Source organism: Tistlia consotensis USBA 355, from assembly GCF_900177295.1.
Lineage (GTDB): Bacteria > Pseudomonadota > Alphaproteobacteria > Kiloniellales > DSM-21159 > Tistlia > Tistlia consotensis.
In genome coordinates this window covers 109,842-131,509 of sequence record NZ_FWZX01000014.1, presented here as the reverse complement: position 1 = coordinate 131,509, position 21,668 = coordinate 109,842, and the positions used below count along the sequence as shown (strand labels likewise).

20 protein-coding genes are annotated in these 21,668 nt (G+C 72.8%); 14 read left to right on the top strand and 6 right to left on the bottom strand.

Going from position 1 to position 21,668, the window contains the following annotated elements:
* The first annotated feature begins 145 nt into the window (after positions 1 to 145).
* Positions 146 to 928 (top strand): NYN domain-containing protein, encoded by a 783-nt coding sequence (locus tag B9O00_RS17260; protein WP_085123949.1) that lies wholly within the window; start codon positions 146 to 148, stop codon positions 926 to 928.
* A 30-nt stretch (positions 929 to 958) separates the two neighbouring features.
* Here B9O00_RS17260 and B9O00_RS17255 read toward each other — a convergent pair whose 3' ends face one another.
* On the bottom strand, positions 959 to 1,939 hold the full coding sequence (locus B9O00_RS17255) for a TauD/TfdA family dioxygenase (RefSeq protein WP_085123948.1): 981 nt from the start codon (positions 1,937 to 1,939) through the stop codon (positions 959 to 961).
* 411 nt (positions 1,940 to 2,350) lie between these two features.
* On the opposite strand from B9O00_RS17255, the gene B9O00_RS17250 reads away from it, so the two are divergent.
* The 7 genes from B9O00_RS17250 (at position 2,351) to B9O00_RS17220 (ending at position 10,834) form a co-directional block, all read left to right on the top strand.
* On the top strand, positions 2,351 to 2,803 hold the full coding sequence (locus tag B9O00_RS17250; protein ID WP_085123947.1) for a (2Fe-2S)-binding protein: 453 nt from the start codon (positions 2,351 to 2,353) through the stop codon (positions 2,801 to 2,803).
* A complete protein-coding gene (locus B9O00_RS17245; RefSeq protein ID WP_085123946.1) occupies positions 2,803 to 5,166 on the top strand; it encodes a xanthine dehydrogenase family protein molybdopterin-binding subunit in 2,364 nt (787 codons plus the stop codon). The genes B9O00_RS17250 and B9O00_RS17245 overlap by 1 nt, the downstream gene beginning before the upstream one ends.
* Before the next feature lie 161 nt (positions 5,167 to 5,327).
* Entirely contained in the window at positions 5,328 to 6,509 is a 1,182-nt protein-coding gene (locus tag B9O00_RS17240; protein ID WP_085123945.1) for an oxygenase MpaB family protein, read from the top strand.
* Positions 6,506 to 7,564: a sulfotransferase gene (locus tag B9O00_RS17235; protein ID WP_085123944.1), complete on the top strand. Its 1,059-nt coding sequence runs from the start codon at positions 6,506 to 6,508 to the stop codon at positions 7,562 to 7,564. The genes B9O00_RS17240 and B9O00_RS17235 overlap by 4 nt, the downstream gene beginning before the upstream one ends.
* Positions 7,561 to 8,538 carry a catalase family protein gene (locus tag B9O00_RS17230; protein WP_085123943.1) on the top strand — a complete coding sequence of 326 codons (978 nt, stop codon included), beginning with the start codon at positions 7,561 to 7,563 and terminating at the stop codon, positions 8,536 to 8,538. Before B9O00_RS17235 ends, B9O00_RS17230 begins: the two co-directional genes overlap by 4 nt.
* A 254-nt stretch (positions 8,539 to 8,792) precedes the next feature.
* Positions 8,793 to 9,839, top strand: coding sequence for a sulfotransferase (locus B9O00_RS17225; RefSeq protein ID WP_085123942.1), 1,047 nt, complete (start codon positions 8,793 to 8,795; stop codon positions 9,837 to 9,839).
* Positions 9,836 to 10,834: a catalase family protein gene (locus tag B9O00_RS17220; RefSeq protein WP_085123941.1), complete on the top strand. Its 999-nt coding sequence runs from the start codon at positions 9,836 to 9,838 to the stop codon at positions 10,832 to 10,834. The genes B9O00_RS17225 and B9O00_RS17220 overlap by 4 nt, the downstream gene beginning before the upstream one ends.
* 14 nt (positions 10,835 to 10,848) lie before the next feature.
* Here B9O00_RS17220 and B9O00_RS17215 read toward each other — a convergent pair whose 3' ends face one another.
* Positions 10,849 to 11,253 (bottom strand): hypothetical protein, encoded by a 405-nt coding sequence (locus B9O00_RS17215; protein ID WP_085123940.1) that lies wholly within the window; start codon positions 11,251 to 11,253, stop codon positions 10,849 to 10,851.
* A gap of 394 nt (positions 11,254 to 11,647) precedes the next feature.
* Here B9O00_RS17215 and B9O00_RS17210 point away from each other — a divergent pair, with 394 nt between their 5' ends.
* Positions 11,648 to 12,148, top strand: a complete 501-nt coding sequence (locus tag B9O00_RS17210; protein ID WP_085123939.1) for a DUF2165 family protein — start codon at positions 11,648 to 11,650, stop codon at positions 12,146 to 12,148.
* Between the two features lie 3 nt (positions 12,149 to 12,151).
* Here B9O00_RS17210 and B9O00_RS17205 read toward each other — a convergent pair whose 3' ends face one another.
* On the bottom strand, positions 12,152 to 12,376 hold the full coding sequence (locus tag B9O00_RS17205) for a hypothetical protein (RefSeq protein WP_143596264.1): 225 nt from the start codon (positions 12,374 to 12,376) through the stop codon (positions 12,152 to 12,154).
* A gap of 200 nt (positions 12,377 to 12,576) precedes the next feature.
* On the opposite strand from B9O00_RS17205, the gene B9O00_RS17200 reads away from it, so the two are divergent.
* Both B9O00_RS17200 and B9O00_RS17195 read left to right on the top strand, forming a co-directional pair.
* Complete coding sequence (locus tag B9O00_RS17200) at positions 12,577 to 13,098, top strand: cupin domain-containing protein (RefSeq protein ID WP_179243959.1); 522 nt, start codon at positions 12,577 to 12,579, stop codon at positions 13,096 to 13,098.
* A 28-nt stretch (positions 13,099 to 13,126) separates the two neighbouring features.
* Entirely contained in the window at positions 13,127 to 14,194 is a 1,068-nt protein-coding gene (locus B9O00_RS17195; protein ID WP_085123936.1) for an aldose epimerase family protein, read from the top strand.
* A 5-nt stretch (positions 14,195 to 14,199) separates the two neighbouring features.
* Here the strand turns inward: B9O00_RS17195 and B9O00_RS17190 are convergent, their stop codons facing one another.
* Together B9O00_RS17190 and B9O00_RS17185 are read right to left on the bottom strand one after the other, a co-directional pair.
* A complete protein-coding gene (locus B9O00_RS17190) occupies positions 14,200 to 16,515 on the bottom strand; it encodes a hypothetical protein (protein WP_143596263.1) in 2,316 nt (771 codons plus the stop codon).
* Between the two features lie 56 nt (positions 16,516 to 16,571).
* Positions 16,572 to 17,561 carry a hypothetical protein gene (locus B9O00_RS17185; protein WP_085123934.1) on the bottom strand — a complete coding sequence of 330 codons (990 nt, stop codon included), beginning with the start codon at positions 17,559 to 17,561 and terminating at the stop codon, positions 16,572 to 16,574.
* Between the two features lie 163 nt (positions 17,562 to 17,724).
* Between B9O00_RS17185 and B9O00_RS17180 the strand changes: the two genes are divergently transcribed.
* The 3 genes from B9O00_RS17180 (at position 17,725) to B9O00_RS17170 (ending at position 20,442) form a co-directional block, all read left to right on the top strand.
* Positions 17,725 to 18,885: a hypothetical protein gene (locus B9O00_RS17180; RefSeq protein ID WP_085123933.1), complete on the top strand. Its 1,161-nt coding sequence runs from the start codon at positions 17,725 to 17,727 to the stop codon at positions 18,883 to 18,885.
* A gap of 25 nt (positions 18,886 to 18,910) precedes the next feature.
* Entirely contained in the window at positions 18,911 to 19,483 is a 573-nt protein-coding gene (locus B9O00_RS17175) for a hypothetical protein (protein ID WP_085123932.1), read from the top strand.
* Between the two features lie 77 nt (positions 19,484 to 19,560).
* Entirely contained in the window at positions 19,561 to 20,442 is an 882-nt protein-coding gene (locus B9O00_RS17170) for an HpcH/HpaI aldolase/citrate lyase family protein (RefSeq protein WP_085123931.1), read from the top strand.
* A gap of 70 nt (positions 20,443 to 20,512) precedes the next feature.
* On the opposite strand, the gene B9O00_RS17165 is transcribed toward B9O00_RS17170, so the two are convergent.
* A complete protein-coding gene (locus B9O00_RS17165; protein ID WP_143596262.1) occupies positions 20,513 to 21,667 on the bottom strand; it encodes a methyl-accepting chemotaxis protein in 1,155 nt (384 codons plus the stop codon).
* Position 21,668: the final 1 nt, after the last annotated feature.

Genomic DNA, 21,668 nt, shown 5'->3' with positions numbered 1-21,668 from the left:
TCTCCGGAAGAACGCCCCGCCCGGCAGCCCGGCGCGCCGTCGCTTCGCCGCGTCCGGCCGAACCAAAAGCTGGAGCCGGCGGGCCGCGCCTGACAGACTGCCGACCCGACACGCCTCCGAAGCCGCGCAGAGGAAGGACTGTCCCATGGCGCAGACGGACGAGAGCCGCAGCCTCGCGGTGCTGATCGACGCCGACAACACCTCCGCGCGCTACGCGACCGCCATCTTCGACGAGATCGCCTCGCTCGGCGAGGCCAACGTCCGGCGCATCTACGGCGACTTCTCGGTCGGCCGCCTGGGCGGCTGGGACAAGGCGGTGCAGTCGCTGGCGATCCTGCAGCACCAGCAGCGCAGCAACACGACCGGCAAGAACGCCGCCGACATCGCGCTGGTCATCGACGCCATGGACCTGATGTACAAGGGCCGGCTCGACGGCTTCTGCCTGGTCTCCTCCGACAGCGACTTCACGCGGCTGGCGCAGCGGCTGCGCGAGGACGGCCTGGTCGTCTACGGCTTCGGCGAGCGCAAGACGCCGGAGGCCTTCCGTAATGCCTGCAGCCGCTTCATCTACGTCGAGAACCTCGTCGACCAGCCGGCGGCCGCGCCCCTCGCCAAGACCGCCGGCAAGGCCGCCGCTCCGGCCGACGAGGCGAAGAGCGAGGGCGCCAGGAAGGAGCCGGCCAGCAAGGCCGTGCCGATGCTCCAGAAGGCGATGGCCGGCCTCGAGGACGAGGAGGGCTGGGTCGCGCTCGGCGGCGTCGGCAGCCGCCTCGGCAACATCGCGCCGGACTTCGACCCGCGCAGCTTCGGCCACGCCAAGCTCAGCACGCTGGTCGAGAAGAGCGGCGCCTTCGAGCTCAAGCGTTCGGCCGACCGGCAGATGCTGATCCGGGTGAAGCCGAGCCCGAGGCGGGCCCGGGCGAAGTAGAGCGCGCCCGACCGCGGCTGCCGGGCGCGCTCACGCCATCGCCACCAGCACCCGCCGCGGACCGGTGAACGGCTTGCGGCCGTGCATCGCCAGCACGTTGTCGAGCAGCATCACGTCGCCGGCCTGCCAGGGGAAGGTCACCTCGCAGGCGCGCGAGACGGCGCGCACCGTCTCCAGGTCGGCGGGATCGATCTCGCCGCCGTCGCCGTAGGTGACGTGGTTGCCCAGGCTCGCCTCGCCGGCCGTCGCGGGATCGAAGCGCGGGTCCTCCCGGGCGCCGATCGAGACCTTCACGCTGGCGAGCGCGCGGTGCCATTGGTCGGCCTGGTTGTGCCAGCAGGACTCGCCGGCGACCGCGTGGCGGCGCACCGCCGGCCGCCGGGCGCGCGTGCGCAGCCCGAAGTCGGTCCAGTCCCAGTCCATGCCGGCCCCGGCCAGGTAGCGCTCGGCCTCGGCGCGCTCGCCGGTCTCGAAGGTCTCCTGCCAGCTCTTGCCGATGCCGGGCGGCCCCTCGGCGTCCCAGAGATGCTGCAGGTAGGCGATGCCGCGCGTCTCGAAGCGCTCGCGGAGCCCGGCCGGCAGGGCGCGATAGACCGCCCGCCCGTCGGCGATCTGGGTCTCGCCGCCGGTCGCGGCCGGCAGCAGGCAGCCGAAGAACAGCCGGTCCGGCGACCAGCCGGCATAGGACAGCTCGTTGTGCAGCAGCACCTCGAGCTCCTGCGGGTATTCGGTCGAGGTGTAGACCCGATCGGCGACGCCGCTGCGCGGGGAATCGCCGCCGGCGTAGGTCCGGAGGTCCGGGCGGATCGCGGCGCAGACCGCCCGGAAGGCGGCCGGGCCGTCGATGCGGAAGCCGCGGATCAGCAGCACGCCGGCCCGGTCGGCCAGCGCCTCGAGCTCGGCCGCATGATCCGCCGCCCAGGCCGCCGCCGCCTCGGCCGAGCGGTCTTCCACCTCAACCGCCGGCACCAGCGGGATCGGATGGCACTCTGTCAGCGGTTCGGCCTGCATGGCGGGGCAGCTCCCTGGTGGTCGGCGGGACAGCCCGGATCCTAGGGCGCGGCCGCTGCACGGGACAAGGCGGCACAGGACCTGGTCCCGCCCGGTGCATTCCGCCCGTCGATAATCGCAAGAGCTGTGCTAAAATTGCGCGCAAGGCGTGCTCCGACACGCCGCGACGAGCCGCAGGAAGGCCGCCGCCGCGCCGCCGCCAGGCAGGCCCGAGCCGAGCGACGCCACCGACGCTGCGGTCCAGTGTGTCCGAAGAATCGATGTTCCGATGCGTCGTCCCGCTGCGCCGGCCCCTGGTTGCCCGCCGCCGGGGACGAAGGGGCCGGAAAGGCCCGGCGACCGCGCGGCCGAAGGAGCGCGGGGCGGCCGGGCCCGACCGGGAGCGAACCAGAAGCCGAAGGGAGGACCATCATGATCGACTTGACCGTGAACGGCAGGGCCGAGCGCCACGACGGCGACCCGGCGATGCCGCTGCTCTGGTACCTGCGCGACTCGCTCGGCCTGACCGGCGCCAAGTACGGCTGCGGGGTCGGCCTGTGCGGCGCCTGCACGGTGCATGTCGAGGGCGAAGCGGTGCGCGCCTGCATGACCAGCGTCGGCGACGCGGCCGGCAAGGCCGTCGTCACCATCGAGGGCCTCGACCCCGCCGGCGACCATCCCCTGCAGAAGGCCTGGCGCCAGCTCTCGGTGCCGCAGTGCGGCTTCTGCCAGGCCGGCCAGATCATGCAGGCGGCCGCCCTGGTCGCGACCAACCCCGCCGCCAGCCCGGACGAGATCACCGAGGCGATGTCCGGCAACATCTGCCGCTGCGGCTGCTACCAGCGCATCCATGCCGCGGTGCGCCAGGTCGTGGGAGGCGCATGATGCTCGGCTATCTGGACCGGGAGCTGTCCGGGCGCGTGCGCCCCGACACCTCCACCGACCGCTCCGGCGACCCGATCCTCGTGGGCCGGCTCGAAAAGCTCGATCGCCGCCGCTTCCTGCAGCTGACCGGCGCCGCCGGCGCCTTCGTCGTCGCCTTCCGGGTGCTGCCGGCCGAGGCCATGCAGCCCTACCCGACCGGCGCCTCCGGCATGCCCAACGGCACGGTCAGCGACCCCCATGTCTTCGTCGCCATCGCCGAGGACGGCACGGTCACCATCGTCGCCCATCGCGCCGAGATGGGCACCGGCGTGCGCACCAGCCTGCCGATGGTCGTCGCCGACGAAATGGAGGCCGACTGGGCGCGGGTGACGGTCGTCCAGGCGCCCGGCGACGAGCCGAAGTACGGCAACCAGGACACCGACGGCTCGCGCAGCCTGCGCCACTTCGTGCAGCCGATGCGCCAGTGCGGTGCCGCCATGCGCGCCATGCTGGAGGCCGCGGCCGCCGCCCGGTGGGGCCTCGACCCGAAGCAGGTCAAGGCCGAGCTGCACGAGGTCGTCCAGCGCGCCGACCCGTCGAAGCGGCTCGGCTACGGCGCCCTCGCCAAGGCCGCCATGGCCCAGCCGGTGCCGCCCTTCGAGGCGCTCGCCTTCAAGGACGAGTCGGAGTTCCGCTACATCGGCAAGGGCGAGATCAGGATCGTCGACCTGCACGACATCACGACCGGCAAGGCGACCTACGGCGCCGACGTGCGCCTGCCCGGCATGAAGTACGCCGTGGTCGCCCGCCCGCCGGTGGTCGGCGGCAGGGTCAAGAGCTACGACGCCTCGGCGGCGCTCAAGGTGCCGGGCGTCGAGAAGGTCGTCGAGATCCCCGGCTCGACGCCGCCGGCCAAGTTCGCGCCGCTCGGCGGCATCGCCGTCGTCGCGGACAACACCTGGACCGCGATGCAGGGTCGCGATCAGCTGAAGATCGAGTGGGACGACGGCCCGAACGGCAGCTACGACACCACGGCCTACCGGGCCGCCATGTCGGCGACGGCGAAGCAGCCCGGCAAGGTGATCCGCAAGCAGGGCGACCCCGACGCCGCCTTCGCCGCGGCCGCAAGGGTCGTGAGCGCGGAGTACTACGAGCCGCACGTGACCCACGCTCCGATGGAGCCGCCGGCGGCGGTCGCCAACGTCACCGCCGACAAGGCCGAGGTCTGGGCGCCGGTGCAGAGCAGCTACGGCACCCGCGAGGACGTCGCCAAGCTGCTCGGGCTGCCGATCGAGCAGGTGACGGTCAACGTCACGCTGCTCGGCGGCGGCTTCGGCCGCAAGTCGAAGTGCGACTACGTGCAGGAGGCCGCGCTGGTCTCCCGGGCGGTCGGCGCCCCGGTCAAGCTGCAGTGGAGCCGCGAGGACGAGATCCACCACAGCTTCTACCACACGACCTCGGTCGAGCGGATCGAGGCGGCGCTCGACGGCAGCGGCAAGGTGACCGCTTGGCGCCACCGCTCGGTGGCGCCGTCGATCCTTTCGACCTTCGCGCCGGACTCCGGCTACCAGTTCCCGATCGAGTACGGCATGGGCTTCGTCGACATGCCCTTCGACATCCCCAACGTGGTCTGCGAGAACGGCCAGGCGATGGCGCACACGCGCATCGGCTGGTTCCGCTCGGTGTCCAACGTGCCGCGCGCCTTCGCGGTGCAGTCCTTCGCCGGCGAGCTGGCCCACGAACTGGGCCGCGACCCCAAGGAGATGCTGCTGGAGCTGATCGGCCCGGCCCGGATCATCGATCCCAAGACAGCGGGCATGCCGAAGGACTTCTGGAACTACGGCGAGCCCTACGAGGAGTTCCCGATCGACACCGGGCGGCTTCGCCACGTGGTCGAGCTGGCCGCCGACAAGGCCGGCTGGGGCAAGGCGCTGCCCAAGGGCGAGGGCCTCGGCATCGCCGCGCACCGCAGCTTCGTCTCCTACATCGCGACGGTCGTCCACGTGAAGATCGGCGACGACGGCGCGATCACGGTGCCGGAGGTGACGACGGCGGTCGACTGCGGCTACTGCATCAACCCAGAGCGGGTCGAATCGCAGATGCAGGGGGCCGCCGTCATGGGCATGACCCTGTCGCTCTACTCGGCGATCACCTTCGCCAAGGGCCGGGTCGAGCAGTCGAATTTCTACGACTACGAGATGGCCCGGATGACCCGCTATCCCGAGAAGGTCGCGGTGCACGTCGTGCCGCATCCCTTCCCGGTCCATGCCACCGGCGTCGGCGAACCGGGCGTGCCGCCCTTCGCGCCGGCGCTCGCCAACGCGATCTTCGCGGCGACCGGCAAGCGCCTGCGCGACCTGCCGTTCGGCGACACGCTGAGCTGAGCCCTGCCCTCCCCGCGGGCTGCCCCGGCGGCCCGCGGAGAGACTCTCTCCCCCTGACCGACCATCCTCGTGCCGCGGCTCGCGCGGTGGCTACCGCAGCCGGCCGAGACAGGCTATGAAGGGACCGGCTTCGTGGTCGCAGGAGGCGGCGCTACCCGGTCATGACCGTTCTTGAGGTGCCGAGCGCCTATCGGGAGGGCTATGCCCGGGGCGCGACGGTTGATGCCGCGCTGACCGAGCGCTACCTGCGCCATACGACGATCGGCGACCCCGAGGCCGATGCGGTGATGGCCGCCTTGAACGGGCATCCCGTCGATCAGCTCCAGGGCTGGCTGCGCCGCGGCCTCGATGGCGGCGCGGGCGCGATTCCGGACGCGCCGGCCGTGGTCCGCGACTTCTTCGACGCCATCGAGCCGGTGCCGACCTGGTTCGATGCCGAGCTCGCCCTGCCCGGCTGCCGGGCCTTCCACCGCCATTCCGAGATGTTCATCGGCGCCTTCGTGGGCGCGGTGCTGATCGAGGGCTTCTCGACCCTGATCAGCCAGTCCTTCTACATCACCGGCCGGGTCATCGATCAGGGCGTCAACCGCCTGAAGCAGAACAACCGCCACCTCGTCGAGATCTTCATGCCCGGCGGTCTGGAGCGCGGCGGCGACGGCTGGAAGCTGTCGGTGCGCATCCGCCTGATGCACGCCCGCGTGCGGCAGCTGCTGGACCGCTCGCCGGAATGGGACGCCGCCGCCTGGGGCAGGCCCTTGAGCGCCGCCCACATCGGCTACGCCGCCGCCTGCTTCTCCGGCCTGCTGCTGACGCGCGCGCGCATGCTGGGCGTCGAACTGAGCGACGAGGAGCGCGAGTCCTTCATGACGGTCTGGCGCTACTCGGGCATCCTGATGGGCGTGCCGGAGGCCCTGTCCTGCGCGACCCAGGCCGAGGCTCTCCGCCTGCACCGGATCGGCCAGCTCTGCGAGCCGCCGCCCACGGACGAGTCGATCATCATGGCCAACTGCCTGGTCAACTCGGCACCGGTCGTCGCCGGCATCACCGAGCCGCGCGAGCGCGACAGGCTGACCCGGCGAATCTACCAGGTCTCGCGCGCGCTGATCGGCGACGAGCTGGCCGGCCAGCTCAACTTCCCGCCGGCCAGGACCTTCGGCACGCTGACCGCGCTCAGGCTCAAGAACCGGCTGGAGGGCCTGGCCGGCCGGCTGGTCCCGACGTTCCGCCAGCGACGCCTGGCCAGCCAGTTCCAGCGGATGCTCGAGGTCTCCTTCTACACCGACGAAGGTATGCGCTACCGCATGCCGGAGAAGGTTCACGCCGAGGAAGACGTCCCGCAATGACCGACGCCCCGGACGGCAGGCCGGACGACATCGCACCCGTGCTGATCCTCAGCACGGGCCGCTGCGGCTCGACCCTGGTTTCGGAGATGCTCAACCGCCATCCCGGGGTGCTGAGCCTGTCCGAGTTCTTCATCACGCTCGGGCCCGGGGCCTTCTCGGAGCCGGCGCCGGACGGCGAGGACATGTGGCGGCTGCTCAGCCGCCAGAGCCCGGCCTTCCACTCGCTGCTCAAGGGCGGCGACATCGTCGAGGAGAACCTCTACCCCTTCGACGCCCCGGGCGCGCGTTTCGGCCCCGGCGACATCCCGCCGGTCATGACCGTCGCGCTGCCGCACCTGACGCCGGACCACGAGGCGCTGTTCGACGAGCTGGAGCCCTTCGTGCGCGCCCAGCCGCGCCGGCCGCTCGCCGAGCAGTACCGCGTGCTCTTCGCCCATCTGGCCGAGCGCTTCGGCAAGCGCGTCTGGGTCGAGCGCTCCGGCGGGTCGCTGATGCTGGCGGCCAAGCTGATGCGGCTGTTCCCGGACGCCCGCATCGTGCACGTCTATCGCGACGGCCGCGACACCGCCCTCTCCATGGTGCGGCACCACAACTTCCGCGTCCTGCTGGCGATGATCCTGCTGTTCCGGCGCTACGGCGTGGAGGCGCGGAAGGTCTATCTCTCGCCGAAGGGCAGCCGCTTCAACAGCTGGCTGCAGCAGGTCGTGTTCCGGCTCGTCGACACCGAGAAGCTGATCGCCGGCGGACCGGGGCTCGACGATTTCGGCCGCTTCTGGAGCGACCTCGTCCTGGTCGGCCAGGAGGCCTTCGGCGACCTGCCGCCCGATCGCCTGCTCAACCTCAAGTTCGAGGACCTGCAGAGCTCGCCGCGCGGGAACCTGCAGCAGCTGATCCGCTTCATCGACCCCTCGCTCGAGGATCCGGCCTGGCTCGAGCAGGTCGCCGCCCTGCCCCGGCCGGCCCGCTCCAAGTACCAGGCGCTGCCGCCCGAGCAGCGGGACTCGTTGACCCAGGCCTGCAAGCCGGGGCTCGAGCTGCTGGGCTATCCCCTGTGACAGACGCCGACACGGCCGAGCTGCTGGCGGTGCTGCGACGCACCTTCCAGCGGCCACGGCCGGACGGCTCCCTGCCCCGCCAGGCCCACGACAAGACCCACGGCTGCCTCGCCGCGACCTTCCGGATCGAGCCCGCTGCCGACCCGGCCCTGCGCCACGGCCTCTTCGCAGAGGCCGCGAGCTATCCGGCGCTGGTCCGCTTTTCCAGCTCCTTCTTCGACGACGACAGCCTGCCGGACACGCGCGGCCTCGCGATCAAGGTCAGGGGCTGCCCGGGCCCGGTCTGCGAGGGCGCGCCGGAGGGCCAGCAGGACTTCCTGCTGATCGACAAGCCGATCCAGCCGTTCCGCGACGCCGCCGAGGCGCGTGCGCTGTTCTACGCCCTCGACGGCATCCCGGCAGCGACGCCCCTGACCCTTCTTGCCCTCAGCTACGCCTTTCCGGGCCTCGATCCGCGGCGCATCCGCTGGCACCATCTCGCCTTCCTGCTGCGCGCCGGCCTGCGCAACCCGCTCGACCGGGACCTGGCGCGCCTGACCTGGTACAGCACGACGCCCTACCGCCTGGGCGAAGGAGCGACCCGCTACCTCTGCCGGCCCGAGGCCGGGACTCGGCGGCGCCCCCGGGCGCGCGGCCGTGATTTTCGCAGCCGCCTGCAGGCGGCTCTCGACCGGGGCCCGCTCGGCTTCGACTTCCTCCTGCAGCCGCGCCGCGGCGAGGAGGATGCGCTCGACGACGCCGGCCGCGCCTGGCACGGCCCGGTCTTCGTGGTCGGCCACCTGGAGATCCCGCCGCAGGACGTCGCCGCGACGGTGCCGCTCGGCGACCGCCTCAGCTTCAACCCCTGGCACTGCCTCGCCGCACACCAGCCGCTCGGCTCGGTCAACGCCCTGCGCCGCGCCGCCTACCGCGCCTCCGCCGAGAACCGAGGCGCCTGCCCCCTGTTCCCCGACGACCGGTCGGCAGGGCCTTGAGCGGCGGGAGCCCCCGCCCGGCCGGAATCGGCGCACCTTGAAGCGCGTCGGCGCATCCGGCAGCATGGCCGCGCCGTCATCTGCACCCCGGACCGGCGCAGCGAGATGATCGAGGCCGAGGCCCAGTCCGTGTAGTCATTGTCGAAGCTGCCGCGCCCGCTCGTTCCCGCGCCTCTCCACCCGCACCCCACGCCACGAGCGCAGACGGCATTCCGCGTGCTCAGCCACGCCCACGCCGGAGCCGACGGAGCGCCATGACCACTGCCCCCGCCGACTCGATCGCCCCCGTCCTGGTGCTCAGCACCGGACGTTGCGGCTCGACCATGGTGTCCGACCTGCTGAGCCGGCATCCGCAGGTGCTCAGCCTCTCCGAGTTCTTCGTGCCGCTCGGCGCCCAGGCCTTCGCCTGGCAGCGCCCCGACGGCGAGCGGATGTGGCGCATCCTGACCCGCCAGAACACGGCGCTCCATGCCATGCTGAAGGACGGCAAGATCGTCGAGGAGAATCTCTACCGCTACGGTACGCCCGGCGCCCGCTTCAGCCCAGGCGACGTGCCACCGATCCTGGCGGTGACGCTCCCGCACCTGACCGATCGTCCCGACGAACTGCACGACGAGCTGGAGCCCGTCGTGCGCAACCAGCCGCGCCAGCCGCTCGCCGAGCACTACCGGCACCTCTTCGGACACCTCATGGCACGCTTCGGCCGGCAGGTCTGGGTCGAGCGCTCGGGCGGCTCGCTGATGCACGCGGCCAAGCTGCTGCGCCTCTTCCCCGAGGCCCGCGTCGTGCATGTCTTCCGCGACGGCCGGGACACCGCGATCTCGATGGGCCGACACCACAACTTCCGGGTCCTGCTCGGCGCGATCCTGAAAGTCCAGAGCCTGGGTTACGATGCCCGCCGCGCCTTTCTGAAGTCGAAGGGCAGTCTGCTCGAGGTCTGGATCCACCAGCAGGCCTTTCGCCTCCTCGACGTCGGGAAGCTGGCGGCCCGTCCGACGCTCACCGACTTCGGTGCCTTCTGGAGCGACATGGAGCTGGTCGGCCGGCAGGTGCTGGGCACCTTGCCGCCCGAGCGTCAGCTCAGCCTCAGGTTCGAGGACGTCCTGTCCGCGCCGCGCGAGACGCTCGCCGGGCTGATCCGCTTCATCGACCCCTCGCTGGAGGACGCGGCCTGGCTGGACGAGGTCTCGGCGATACCGCGTACCGCCCGCTCCAAGTACCTGGAGCTGCCGGAGAGCGAGCGCCAGGCCCTGACCAGCGCTTGCGCGCCGGGCCTCGAGCTGCTGGGCTACGCGCTGTGAGCGGCGAGGCGACCGCCACGATCGACGCGGCCACGGCCGAGATTCTCGAGCGGCTGAGGCGCACCTTCCAGCGGCCGAGGTCGGACGGCTCGCTGCCGCGCCAGGTCCACGACAAGACCCACGCCTGCCTGACCGCGACCTTCCGGGTCGAGCCGGCCGCCGAGCCGGCCCTGCGCCACGGCCTTTTCGCCGAGGCCGCCCGCTATCCGGCCCTGGTGCGCTTCTCCAACTCCCTGTTCCAGGACGACCGCTGGCCCGACACCCGAGGCCTGGCGATCAAGCTGAAGGGCGTCGCGGGCTCGGTCTGCGACGGCGCGCCGGCCGGCCAGCACGAGATCCTGCTGGCGGACAAGCCGGTCCAGCCGTTCCGCGACGCCGCCGAGGCGACCGAGCTGTTCCGCGTCCTCGACGGCATCCCCTCCGTGACGGTGCTCAACATGCTGGGCGCGCGCTACGCGTTCCCCGCTCTCGATCCCCGACGGATCCGCTGGCACTATCTCGCGACGCTGCTGGCGACCGGCTGGCACACGGCCGCAGACCGGGACCTCGCGCGCGTCACCTATTACAGCGCGACGCCCTATCGCCTGGGCGACGGCGCGACCAAGTACCTCTGCCGGCCGGACGCACAGACAAAGCGGCGGCCAAGGGCTCGTGGCTGCGACTTCCGCAGCCGCCTGCAATCGGCACTGGACCGAGGGCCGCTCGGCTTCGACTTCCTTCTCCAGCCGCGCCGTGGCGAGGAGGACCCGATCGACGACGCCAGTCGCGCCTGGCGCGGCCCGGCCGTCAGGGTCGGCCATCTGGAGATCCCGCCGCAGGACGTCATGGCAGGCGTCGCGCTCGGCGACCGCCTGAGCTTCAACTCCTGGCACTGCCTCGCCGCCCACGAGCCGCTCGGCTCGGTCAACACCTTGCGCCGCGCCGCCTACAGGGCTTCGGCGGAGAACCGCGGCGCCTGCCCCTTCTTTCCGAGGGACAGGGCGGCACCGGGCTGACGCACCCGCCTCGGCTACTTCCGTTGCTGCAGGCTCCGGATCGCCTCGAACGCTGCGCGCGCGTCGGGAATCGCGATGAAGCCGATGTTCTCGCGCCGGTACGGCACTGGCGAGACGATCGAGGCCGGAGCCGTGCCGAGGTAGACATGCCCGCGCCCGCTTCGTGCCTCGTCGAGCTCGAACAGCTCGAGATTTCGCGCGTCCAGCCGCTGCACACGGCCGCGCCGACCATTGGCGATGACGATGCTGCCGTCCTCGCAGACGGCGTAGCGCATCGCCCGGGCCTCCAGGAAGCCGTAGACCGGCGCCAGCGCGAAGACCAGCGCCACCACGACAAACAGAAGGCCGACGCCGAAGAACAGCCAATGGATGGGAACGAAGTGAGGAGCAGAGAGCAGGCTCGTCAGCCAGAAGCTCATGAAGACCAGCCCGAACAGGCCGTAAGACGTCCGGATCGGCTAGCGCTTGGCAACGTAGCGAAGAGGGTCGGGTCGACCCGACCAGATGACCGGCGCGGTCGCCTGCTCAAAGCCCGCGCAGGCCGGGCCGCCGCCGAGACTGGAATCCATGGCATCCCCCCGATCCTGCCACCCTCCTTGTCGCAGCCGGCGGCCGGGCCGTCTACCGTGAGTCGTTCGCGGCGACAGAGGAAGCGACCGACGCATGCCACGCACCCCGCGCGAATCGGCCGGTCCGGGCCTATGATTGCGAAGGGTCTTTGCCGGTCGGAGTTTCGAAAATGCCCGTCGGACGTCCGAACGCCGCTCCGGACGCCAATGCGCCAAGCGCCGGGGCGGCATGCGGGCGCATGAGATGAGCGGCGGCCGGGCCGGTCTCCAGCGCTGGGCGGCGCTGCTGGTCCTTGGCGGCATCGCGCTGCACATGACGCTCGCCGTCCTCGGCAACATCACCGACTACGGCACCAACTGGCAGTTCGTACAGCACGTCCTGTCAATGGACACGACCTTCAAGAGCCCGGCGCTGATGTGGCGGGCGGTCACCGACCCGACGCTGCAGAGCCTGGCCTATCTCGCGATCATCGCGGCGGAGCTGCTGGCAGCCGCCCTGCTCTGGGCCGGCTGGCTGCGGCTCTGGCGTGCCCGGCGGGGCGAGACGGAGGCCTTCCAGGCGGCCAAGGGACTCGCCCTTTTCGCCCTGGCCTGGGCCTTCTCGATCTGGGTCGCCGGCTTCATCGCCGTCGGCGGCGAGTGGTTCGCGATGTGGCAGTCGGCGAGCTGGAACGGCCAGGATGGCGCCACCCGCTTCGCCACGGTCACCGGCTTCGCCCTGCTCTTCGTCGCGCTGCGCGAGTAGCGCTCAGCCCTCCGCCGCGAAGAAGCCCCGCAGCGCCGCGATCTCCGACGCGCCGCCCGGCGCCGCGAGCCGGGCGATGCCCTCGAAGGCCCCGGCCCGCCTGCGGCTGGCGTCGCTGCGGCCGCCCAGCAGGGTGCGGACCTCCAGGCCGTGCTCGACCAGGCGGCCGGCGAGGCCCGCCCCCATGTTGCCGGGAGCGACGACGGCGACGACTGGCTTCGTGGGCACCTCCGGTCGGACGGCCGCGAAAAGGATCGCCGGCCACTATGGCCGCCCGAGCGCGCGCCGGTCGAGCCCGCGGCCCGGCCATGCCCGAAACGCCCTGGCCGTCGCGGCCCGGAGGTCGTATCCCTTGTCCCGGCCATCGAGACCGGGGCCGCCGGCTGCCGCCGCCGGATCCCGGCGCAGAGATCCGGGAGACCAGAGGCGTGAGCGACCACGAGCACGAGCACCACGGCCATGACCACGGCCATGACCAGGGCGGCGAGCCGCGCTGGAAGTACGACGGCGTGCGCGTCATCAAGGGCGACCAGCTCGATCCCAACACGGCGCAGACGCCGGGCATGTTCCGCCAGGCGGCGATCAACCACGCCCGGGTCGGCGCCCAGAAGATCTGGGCCGGGACCGTCGCCATCGAGCCCGACGCGAAGACCGGCGTGCACCACCACGGCGCCCTGGAGAGCGTGATCTACGTGGTCAGCGGCAAGGCCCGGATGCGCTGGGGCGAGCGGCTGGAGTTCGTCGCCGAGGCCGGGCCCGGCGACTTCATCTTCGTGCCGCCCTACGTGCCGCACCAGGAGATCAACGCCGATCCCGCGAACCCGCTGCAGTGCGTGCTGGTGCGCTCCGACAACGAGGCCGTGGTCGTCAACATCACCGACGTCGACCCGGTCGAGAAGCCCGAGGCAGTCTACTGGGTCGACCCGATCCACAAGGACCCGGCCGGCTGAGACTGAGCCGCCGCCGCGGGAGGCGACCATCGTCACGCTCGCCCGAGAGCCCTTCGGCACGCTGCCCGACGGCCGGCCGGTCGAGCGCTGGCGCCTGGCCGGCGGCGGCATCGAGGTCGCCGTCTTGACCTGGGGCGGCATCGTCCAGGCGATCCGCGTGCCCGATCGCGAGGGGCGGGTCGAGGACGTGGCGCTCGGATTCGACGGCCTCGAGGACTACCTGGAGCGCAACCGATACTGCGGCGCCCTCGTCGGGCGCTATGCCAACCGCATCGCCGGCGGGCGTTTCACGCTCGACGGCAGGGAGCACCGCCTGCCGGTCAACAACGGGCCGAACTCGATCCACGGCGGCACGGTCGGCTTCGACAAGCGCCTCTGGGCGGCCGAGGAGGTCCGCGGCCAGGCCGACGCGGGCGTCGCGTTGCGCTACCGCTCGCCGGACGGCGAGATGGGCTATCCCGGCACCCTGGACGTGACCGTCCGCTACAGGCTGGACGAGGCCGGACGCCTGACCCTCGACTACGCGGCGACGACCGACCGGCCGACGGTGCTCAACCTGACCAACCACAGCTACTTCAACCTGGCCGGCGCCGGCCGCGGCAGGGTGCTGGACCAGGTCGCCTGGATCGACGCCGACCGGGTGACGCCGGTCGACGAGAATCTGATTCCGACCGGCGCGCTCGCCCCGGTCGCCGGCACGCCGCTCGACTTCACGAGCCCGGCGGCGATCGGCGCGCGCATCCGGGCCGACGACCCGCAGCTGAAGCGCGCCGAGCCGCAGGACGGCGGCTACGACTTCAACTACGTGCTGAACCGCCCGGGCGACCTCTCGGCGCCGGCGGCGCGGGTCACCGACCCGGTGTCGGGGCGGACGGTCGAGTGCTTCACGACCGAGCCGGGCCTGCAGTTCTACACCAGCAACTTCATCCGCGGGCTGCCCGGCAAGGACGGCCGGACCTACGACCACTGGGGCGCCTTCACCCTGGAGGCCCAGCACTTCCCGGACTCGCCGAACCGGCCGGCCTTCCCCTCGACCGTGCTGCGCCCGGGCGAGACCTACCGCCAGACGACGATCTACCGCTTCTTCGCCGCGTAGCCGCGTCACTGGCGGCGCAGGTCGTCCTGCTTCAGGGCGAACCGGGCCGTGACGCCCGCAGGCCCAGTGACCTCCAGGACGATGCCGTCGTCCTCGTCGAAATCGAGACCGGTGACCGAGACGGCGAGACTGCCGTCCGCAGCGCTCTGCCAGGACGGCTGCTCCTCGACCGGATCGTCGCACCAGCGCCGCACGGTGAGGCCGCCCAGGCCGACGCCCGGGTCGCTCTCGGCGACCAGCCGGAAGCGCCCGAGGTAGCGGCGCGCGTCGAGCCGGCTCAGCAGCACCGCCTCGCCGCGGACCAGCGCCTCGGCGACGATCCGCGCGCGGTCGAGCAGCCGGCGGTTGACGACCCGGCGGTGCGCCTCGGCATAGAAGGCGCGCGGCGTCAGCAGGACATGCTCGGAGCCTTCGCCGACCGGCATCTCCTCGGCATGGAGCAGGCGGCGCACGAAGACCCGCGGCAGGTCGCGGGCGATCGCCTCGCCCTCGCCGCGCGCGACCGGGATCTGCGTCCGAGTCTCCATGTCCTCGGCGTTCAGCGTGTCGAGCAGGTCCTGCAGGATCGCCTGCTCCAGGTTGCCGCCCCGGTCGAGCAGGGCGACCACCTTGTCCATCGCCGCGCGGTCGACCCGACTGCCGGAGAGCCGGCCGACCCAGTGCCGCTCGATCGCCCAGCGGGCGAAGCCGTCGATCCAGCGCTGCTCCAGCTTGGCCATCAGGGCGTCGCGCGTCTCCGACAGCAGGAAGTCGACGTACCAGGTCGCGAGGCCGGCGCCGCTGCCCAGCAGGTCGCCGGCGACCTGGCCGAGCGTGGCGTCGGTCAGCGCGAAGCCGAACTTGTTGAGCGCCTCCTCCTGCTGCGTCGCGGTCGCCGCGTCGCGCAGGCCGAGCCACAGCTCGATCCCGGCGGCGGCCAGGCCGACCTTGTCGAGCACGTCGCCGACCTTGAAGCGGCTCGCCTCGACGCCGGTGTAGCGCATGACGTCGCCGGTGACCTCGAAGGTCTGGCCGTAGGTCTCGGCGATCGGCCACTCGGCCAGCAGGTTGCCGGTCATCTTGACGTTGACGTCGACGCCCCACTTCCAGCTCTCGGCGAACAGCCTGGCGAAGCGCGCCGCGGCGGCCTGCGGGTCGGACGAGGGGCGCCAGCCGCTGTCTTTCGACAACCGGCGCAGCTCGTCGGCGGCGAAGGCCTCGAGGTCGGCGCGCGCCGCCGGGTCGGTCAGGAGCTCGCGCGCCTTGCGCTCGACCGGACCGCCGTAGAACACCGAGGCGACGGCCGCATCCTGTTCGAGCCGGCAGCGCAGGGAATCGGCCGCCGCGGCCGCGACCGGGACAGGCCGCCAGGTCCGCTTGCCGTCGGTCAGCAGCGGCGTCGGCGCGGCGACTTCGAGGGCGATCGTCGCCGACCGCTCGCTCTCCTCGCCGTTCAGCATCAGGACGAAGACCAGTTCGTAGCGCCCCGGCGCGTCGGGGGCGACCGCCTCGACGACGGCCCTGCCGGCACCGTCGAGCTCGGCGACCTCGGGCGTGACGGCGAAACGGCCGCCGGCAGGCCCGGCCTTGCCGGCGAGCGCGACCAGCCCGGCCCGCGCCGGCCGGGTGGCGATCCTGAGCTCGAGCCGCGCGCCCGGTGGCAGGCTCGCGGGCAGCGTCTGCCAGGGCCGGTCCGGCGCGCCGCGCTGCGTGACCTCGACGGCGACCGGCGGCGGCGCCTTCGGGGCCGCGGCGGGCGGCGGTACCTGGCGCGCGCCCTTGCCGCAGATCCGCTCGGCGCCGGCCAGCAGGACGGCGCGCGTTTCGCGCGCCATGTCGGCCTCCAGCTGGGCCGGGCCGGCCGGCCCCAGTTCCTCGGTCTTCCAGTGGAAGTCGCCGTCGAAAGTGATCTGGTAGTGGCCGCAGACCGCCCACATGCCGATGCCGACGTAGCCCCGCTGGGACTGCAGCTTCAGGGTGTAGAGGTCGGCGACGCCGGCGGCCTCGGGCGGCCGCCGCACCGCGGGCCGCGGCGCCTCCTGGGTGAAGCGGTGGACGCCGAAGCTGCCCTTGGAGCTGGAGACCAGGCCGCCGAAGCGCGTGCCGGTCACGAGGCGGACGTCCCGGAACGAGGCGGCGTAGCTGTCGGCCAGGCCCTGGCGCGCGCCGACGTGGTTGTAGCGTGTGGCCAGCGAGGCCGAGGCGCTGTCCGGGATCGGCGCCATGTAGCGCATCATGGCGTTCATCGCCTCGACCTCGGGGCCGCGCTCGCCGTTCGGCCAGATGCTCAGCTTGGCCGCCTCGGCGACGGCCGGGCCGAGCGCCCCAACCGACAGCGCCACCAGGAACGCGAGCAGGACCGGGACTGCGCGGCCACAGCCCCGCGGATGACCGCCGGTCATTGTGGAGCCGTCGGCGGCGTCGAGGCACCGCCCGGAGGGCCGACCGCCGCACCGTCCGGAGCACCGACGGCGGGCCCGCTCGCCGGACCGGTCGCCGAACCGGTCGCTGGGCCGGTCGCTGGGCCCACCGCCGGCCCCGTCACGGAGGGCGCGGGCGCCGGCCCGCCGCCCGGCAGGCCCAGCGGCGTCACGCTCCGGGCCAGGGCGAGCAGCTGCCGCCAGGCGTCGGGGCGATCGTCGGCCACCATGCCGATCACGATGAAGACCTGGGCGTCGCTCGACAGCAGGCGCACCACCGAGCGCAGCGGCCGGCCGGCGCCGCTGCCGCGGAACTGCGTGGTCAGCACGCTGTAGCCGGCGGCGCGCTCCAGCTCCTGCGCCTCCCGGCGCGCCAGGGCGCTCTCCCCGGCCGCGATGCCGTCGGTCACCTGGCGCAGCTCGGCGTCGCTCAGGCGACGCCCGCTCTGCTCGACGCCGACCTGGAGGGCGTCGAGGGGGCGGCCCGGGTTGAGAGCCCGCTCCAGGGCGCCGCTACTGGTCCGCGCCTGCCAGCCGGCCGGCAGGATCAGGGTGAAGCCCCGGACGTCGGTCAGCCGCTCGCCGCCGCCCGCGGCGGCGCCGAACCCCGCGGGCGGCGGGCCGACCCGCTCCGCGGTAACGCTGTTGCCGATCTGGTTGCGGCCGCTCAGCCGCCGGCCGTCAGGCGACAGCGTCAGGGTGTCGATCCACTTGCCGTTCGTCCAGTCGACCACGATGACCGGTCCGCTCGGATCGGCGCAGCGCCAGACGTTGACGGCACTGCCCGCGATCCGGCCGCCGGCCAGGAAGGTCACGGTGCTGCCGGTGAACCACTTCCAGGCGCCCAGCACCTCCTCGCAGCCGGCGGCACGGGCGCTGCCCGCCGCCAGGCAGAGCAGAGTGACGGCCGCCAGGCAGCCGGCGCCCGCGCGCCGTCCGAATGCCTGGATGGAGGTCGTGGTCGGCATCGCCCTTCCCGGTCTGGCAGTCCCCTCGATCTCGCGAGCCGAGGATGGCACCGCAGCTCTTCACCCAAGAATGATCCAGATCATTCGCGGACTGACGGCTTTGACCGATGGTCCGGCCTCGAAGAGCGCCCCGTCGTGACGGCCGGGGCCGGAGGGAGAACCGATGACCGCCACGCGACGCCGCACCGCCCTTCCCCGGCTCGTAAGGCTCGCAGCGCTGATCGGCGCGCTCGTCCTGCTGGCCGTCGGCGCCGAGGCCGGCTGGCGCGAGGATGCCGCGGCGGGCTACCGGATCTGGTTCCCGGACTCCTGGACCGTGCAGCGCCTGGAGCAGCCGCCGGGCCACACGGTGATCGGCCTCAGTCCCGACGAGGCCGTCGCCGTCTCGATCACGGCGGTGCCGGCCGGCCGGCCGGTGACGGCGGACCAGATGATGCAGGCCTTCGAGAGCACCGTGCTGTCCGACATGCTGACCGGCGGCCGGGCCGTCGACCGCGTGCGTCACAGCATCAACGGCCTGGAGGGCAACTACGTCACCTATGTCGGCTCCTACGACGAGGGCCAGGGCACCTTCGACGCCGTCGTCCACGCCTTCTATGCGGCCGCCGGCGAGACCGGCTATTTCCTCTGGTGGATCATCCCGAGCGCACAGGCCGCGCAGCGGCGTACCGAGGCGGACAGGATCTTCCAGTCGCTGACCGTCGCCTCGGTGACGGCGCGCGCGCCGGCGACGAAGGCCGGCCCGGGCCCCGCGCCGGCGACTCCTCCGGCCGGCGGCTCCGCGTCGAGCGGCGCTTCCTCCGCGACCGCCTCGCCCCCTGCCGCTCCGGCGGGCAAGACGGCGTCCGGGCGCGCGGCCCGCGATCTCGCATCCGGACCGCTCGAGGCTTTCCTGCCGGCGCCGGAGGAGCTGCCGCCCTACGCCAAGCGGCCCGATCTGCGCTGGCGGGTGCAGGTGCCGGCCCATCCGGTGCCGAACGTGCCGGCGGGCATCCGGCGGGTCGAGATCGTCTACGAGCTGGTCGGCGATCCGGGGCCGGCGCTGGGGGTCACCCTGACCAGCGGCACGCCCGAGGCCCTGGCCCGCCTGCGCAAGATGGACAGGATCATGGCCGACCCGAAGCTGGCGCTCGGCGAGATGCGCACCGGCAGCCTGGGCCTCGGCGAATGGGACAACCTGACCCTGCCGGCGAGCGACGACCTCCAGCCGGGCAGCAACGCCACGATCGTGTTCCACAAGGGCGAGGCCATCGTCCGCATCGTCGCGCGCCCCGTCGCCCTGGCCGAGCCGGTCGCCCGCCTGATGGCCGACAGGCTGCCCTGAACGCCCCGATCCCTGGGAGCTCGCCATGCGCATCCCGCTGCTTCCTGTCCTGCCGCTGCTCGCCGCCCTGGCGGCGGCGCCTGTCCTGGCCGGCGACCCGGCCTACCTCAGGGCGCATCCGGAGGCGACCGAGTCCGGAACGGGCGGCGACGCCGCGGCCTTCGAGGCCGCGCGCGACGCGCTGATCCGGACCGCCGCGCGGATCCCCTTCGGCTTCCGCAAGGCACTGTTCGTCCAGGGGGCTCCGCAGGGCTTCGGCATCTACCGCCCGCGCCGCGATACGGTCTTCGCCACCGACGAGCCGCTGATCGCCTACGTCGAGCCGATCGGCGTCGCCTGGACCCAGGCCGACGGCGCCAACCACGCGGAGTTCGTGGTCGACTTCGAGCTGCAGCTGCCGGACGGACGGATCGCCGCCGGCCAGCGCGGCTTCGGCAACTTCAAGTTCCGCAGCCAGGAGCGCAACCTCGAGATCTTCGCCCACCTGACGCTCAACCTGACCGGTGCGCCGGCCGGCCGCTACCTGCTGCGCTACACCTTCCACGACAAGGTCTCGGGCGAGGACGCGTCCGTCGAGCTGCCGTTCGAGGTGCGCTGAGTCCCCGGGCGGACCGTCGCCGCCGACACCTCCGCCACGACGGGGAGCGGCGCCGGGGAATCGGCTATGCTGACGCCATGACCGGCAACCCCTTCTCGCTCTGCCGCTCCTGGCTGTTCGTCGGCGGCCCGGACGCCCGCGCGGAGACCGCCGCCGAGAGCGGCGCCGACGTCGTGATCCTGGAGCTCGAGGACTTCACCCCGCCCGGCGGCCGGCCGGCGGCGCGGGCGGCCGCCCCGGCACTGCTCGCCGCCTGGCGTGCGGCCGGCGCCGTCTCGGCGGTCCGGGTCAATCCGCTGGCCGGCGACGGCCGCGACGACCTGGCCGCGGTGATGGCCGGCGCGCCCGAGGTCGTGATGCTGCCCAAGGTCGCCGGGCCGGCCGACGTCGCGGCGCTCGCCGAGGCGGTCGGCGCCGAGGAACGGCGCCACGGCCTCGCCGCCGGCTCGACCCGGCTGGTGCCCAACGTCGAGAGCGCCGCCGCCCTGTTCCAGACCCGCGAGATCGCCGGCGCCGACCCGCGCGTCGCCGGCTGCCTGCTGGCCAGCGAGGACCTGACCGCCGACCTCGGCGCGCCGCGCAGCCGGGAGGGCGGCGAGATCGCCTTCGCCCGCGCCTTCTTCCACGCCGCCTGCGTCGCCGCCGGGGCGCTCTCGATCGACTACCCCTACACCTTCGCCGACGAGGCGGGCCTGGCCGCCAGCTGCGCCGGCGCCAGGGCTCTCGGCTTCCACGCCAAGTCGGCGGTCGCGCCGGCCCATGCCGGGCCGATCAACGCCGCCTTCACGCCCTCGGCCGGCGAGGTCGCCGCGGCCGAGCGCCTGGTCGCCGCCTTCGAGGCGGCGCGGGCGGCCGGCCGCGACCGTGTCCTGCTCGATGGCCACCTGGTCGAGGTGCCGAGCGTCCGCAACGCCGAGGCCCTGCTGTCCCGGGCCTCGGCACTGGCGGGCCGGGACTGACCGTCACGGACGACGCCCCGGCGCAGGGAAGCCGCACCGGGTCGTCGTGTCGAGACGGTCGCGAACGCGGTCAGGCGGCCTGCACGTCGTGGAGGAAGTCGCGGACCTCCTTCTTCAGGGTCTCAGACTTCTCGGCGACGGAGCCGGCGGCGGTCAGCACCTGGGAGGACGCCGAGCTGGTCGTCTCCGAGGCCTCGCGGATGCCATGGACGTTCTTCGAGACCTCCTCGGTGCCCTTCGCCGCCTCGGTGACGCTGCGGCTGATCTCGTCGGTCGTCGCGGCCTGCTCCTCGGTCGTCGCGGCCACCGCCGCGGCGATTCCGTTGAGCTGCTCGATGACCTCCGAGATCGCGCCGATCACCGGGACCGTGGTCTCGACGCCGCGCTGCATCGCCTCGATCTGGGAGGAGATCTCCTGGGTCGCCTGGGCGGTCTGGTTGGCCAGGTTCTTGACCTCGGAGGCGACCACGGCGAAGCCCTTGCCGGCCTCGCCGGCCCGCGCCGCCTCGATCGTCGCGTTCAGCGCCAGCAGGTTGGTCTGCTCGGCGATCTCCTGGATCAGCGTCACGACCTCGCCGATCCGCCCCGCGCCTTCGCGCAGCACGTCGATCTGCGAGACCGCCGCCGCGCTCTTCTGCGAGGCCTCGCCGGCGATCGAGGAGGTCTTGCTGATCTGGCTGCTGACGTCGCGGATCGAGGCGGTCAGCTCCTCGGTCGCCGAGGCCACGGTCTGCACGCTGTTCGCCGCCTGGGTCGAGGCTGAGGCGACGGCCGCGCTCTGCGCCGCTCCCTCCTCCGCCGTCGAGGCCATCGAGCTGGCGGTCGCCTCGAGCTCGCTGGCGGCCGAGCTCAGCGTGTCGAGGATCTCGTCGACCTGCTTCTCGAACCGCGCCGTCGTCGCCTGGATGCGCTCGGCCCGCTCGGCCTTGCGCCGGGCCTCCTGCTCCTGCTCGGCGACCAGCCGGCGCTGTTCCAGGGCACCGTCCTTGAAGACCGCGAGCGCCCGGGCGATGTCGCCGATCTCGTCCTTGCGCTCGCGGTTGGCGATCTCGACCTCGAGGTCGCCTTCGGCGAGCCGGCGCAGCGTGCCGACCGAGGCGTTGAGCGGCCGGACGATCGTGCTGCGCGACAGGAAGAAGCCGATCGCGATGCCGCCGAGCACGCCGACGAGGCCGATGCCGATCATCAGCGAATAGGCGGTCGAGGCCATGCTGTCGGCGGACATC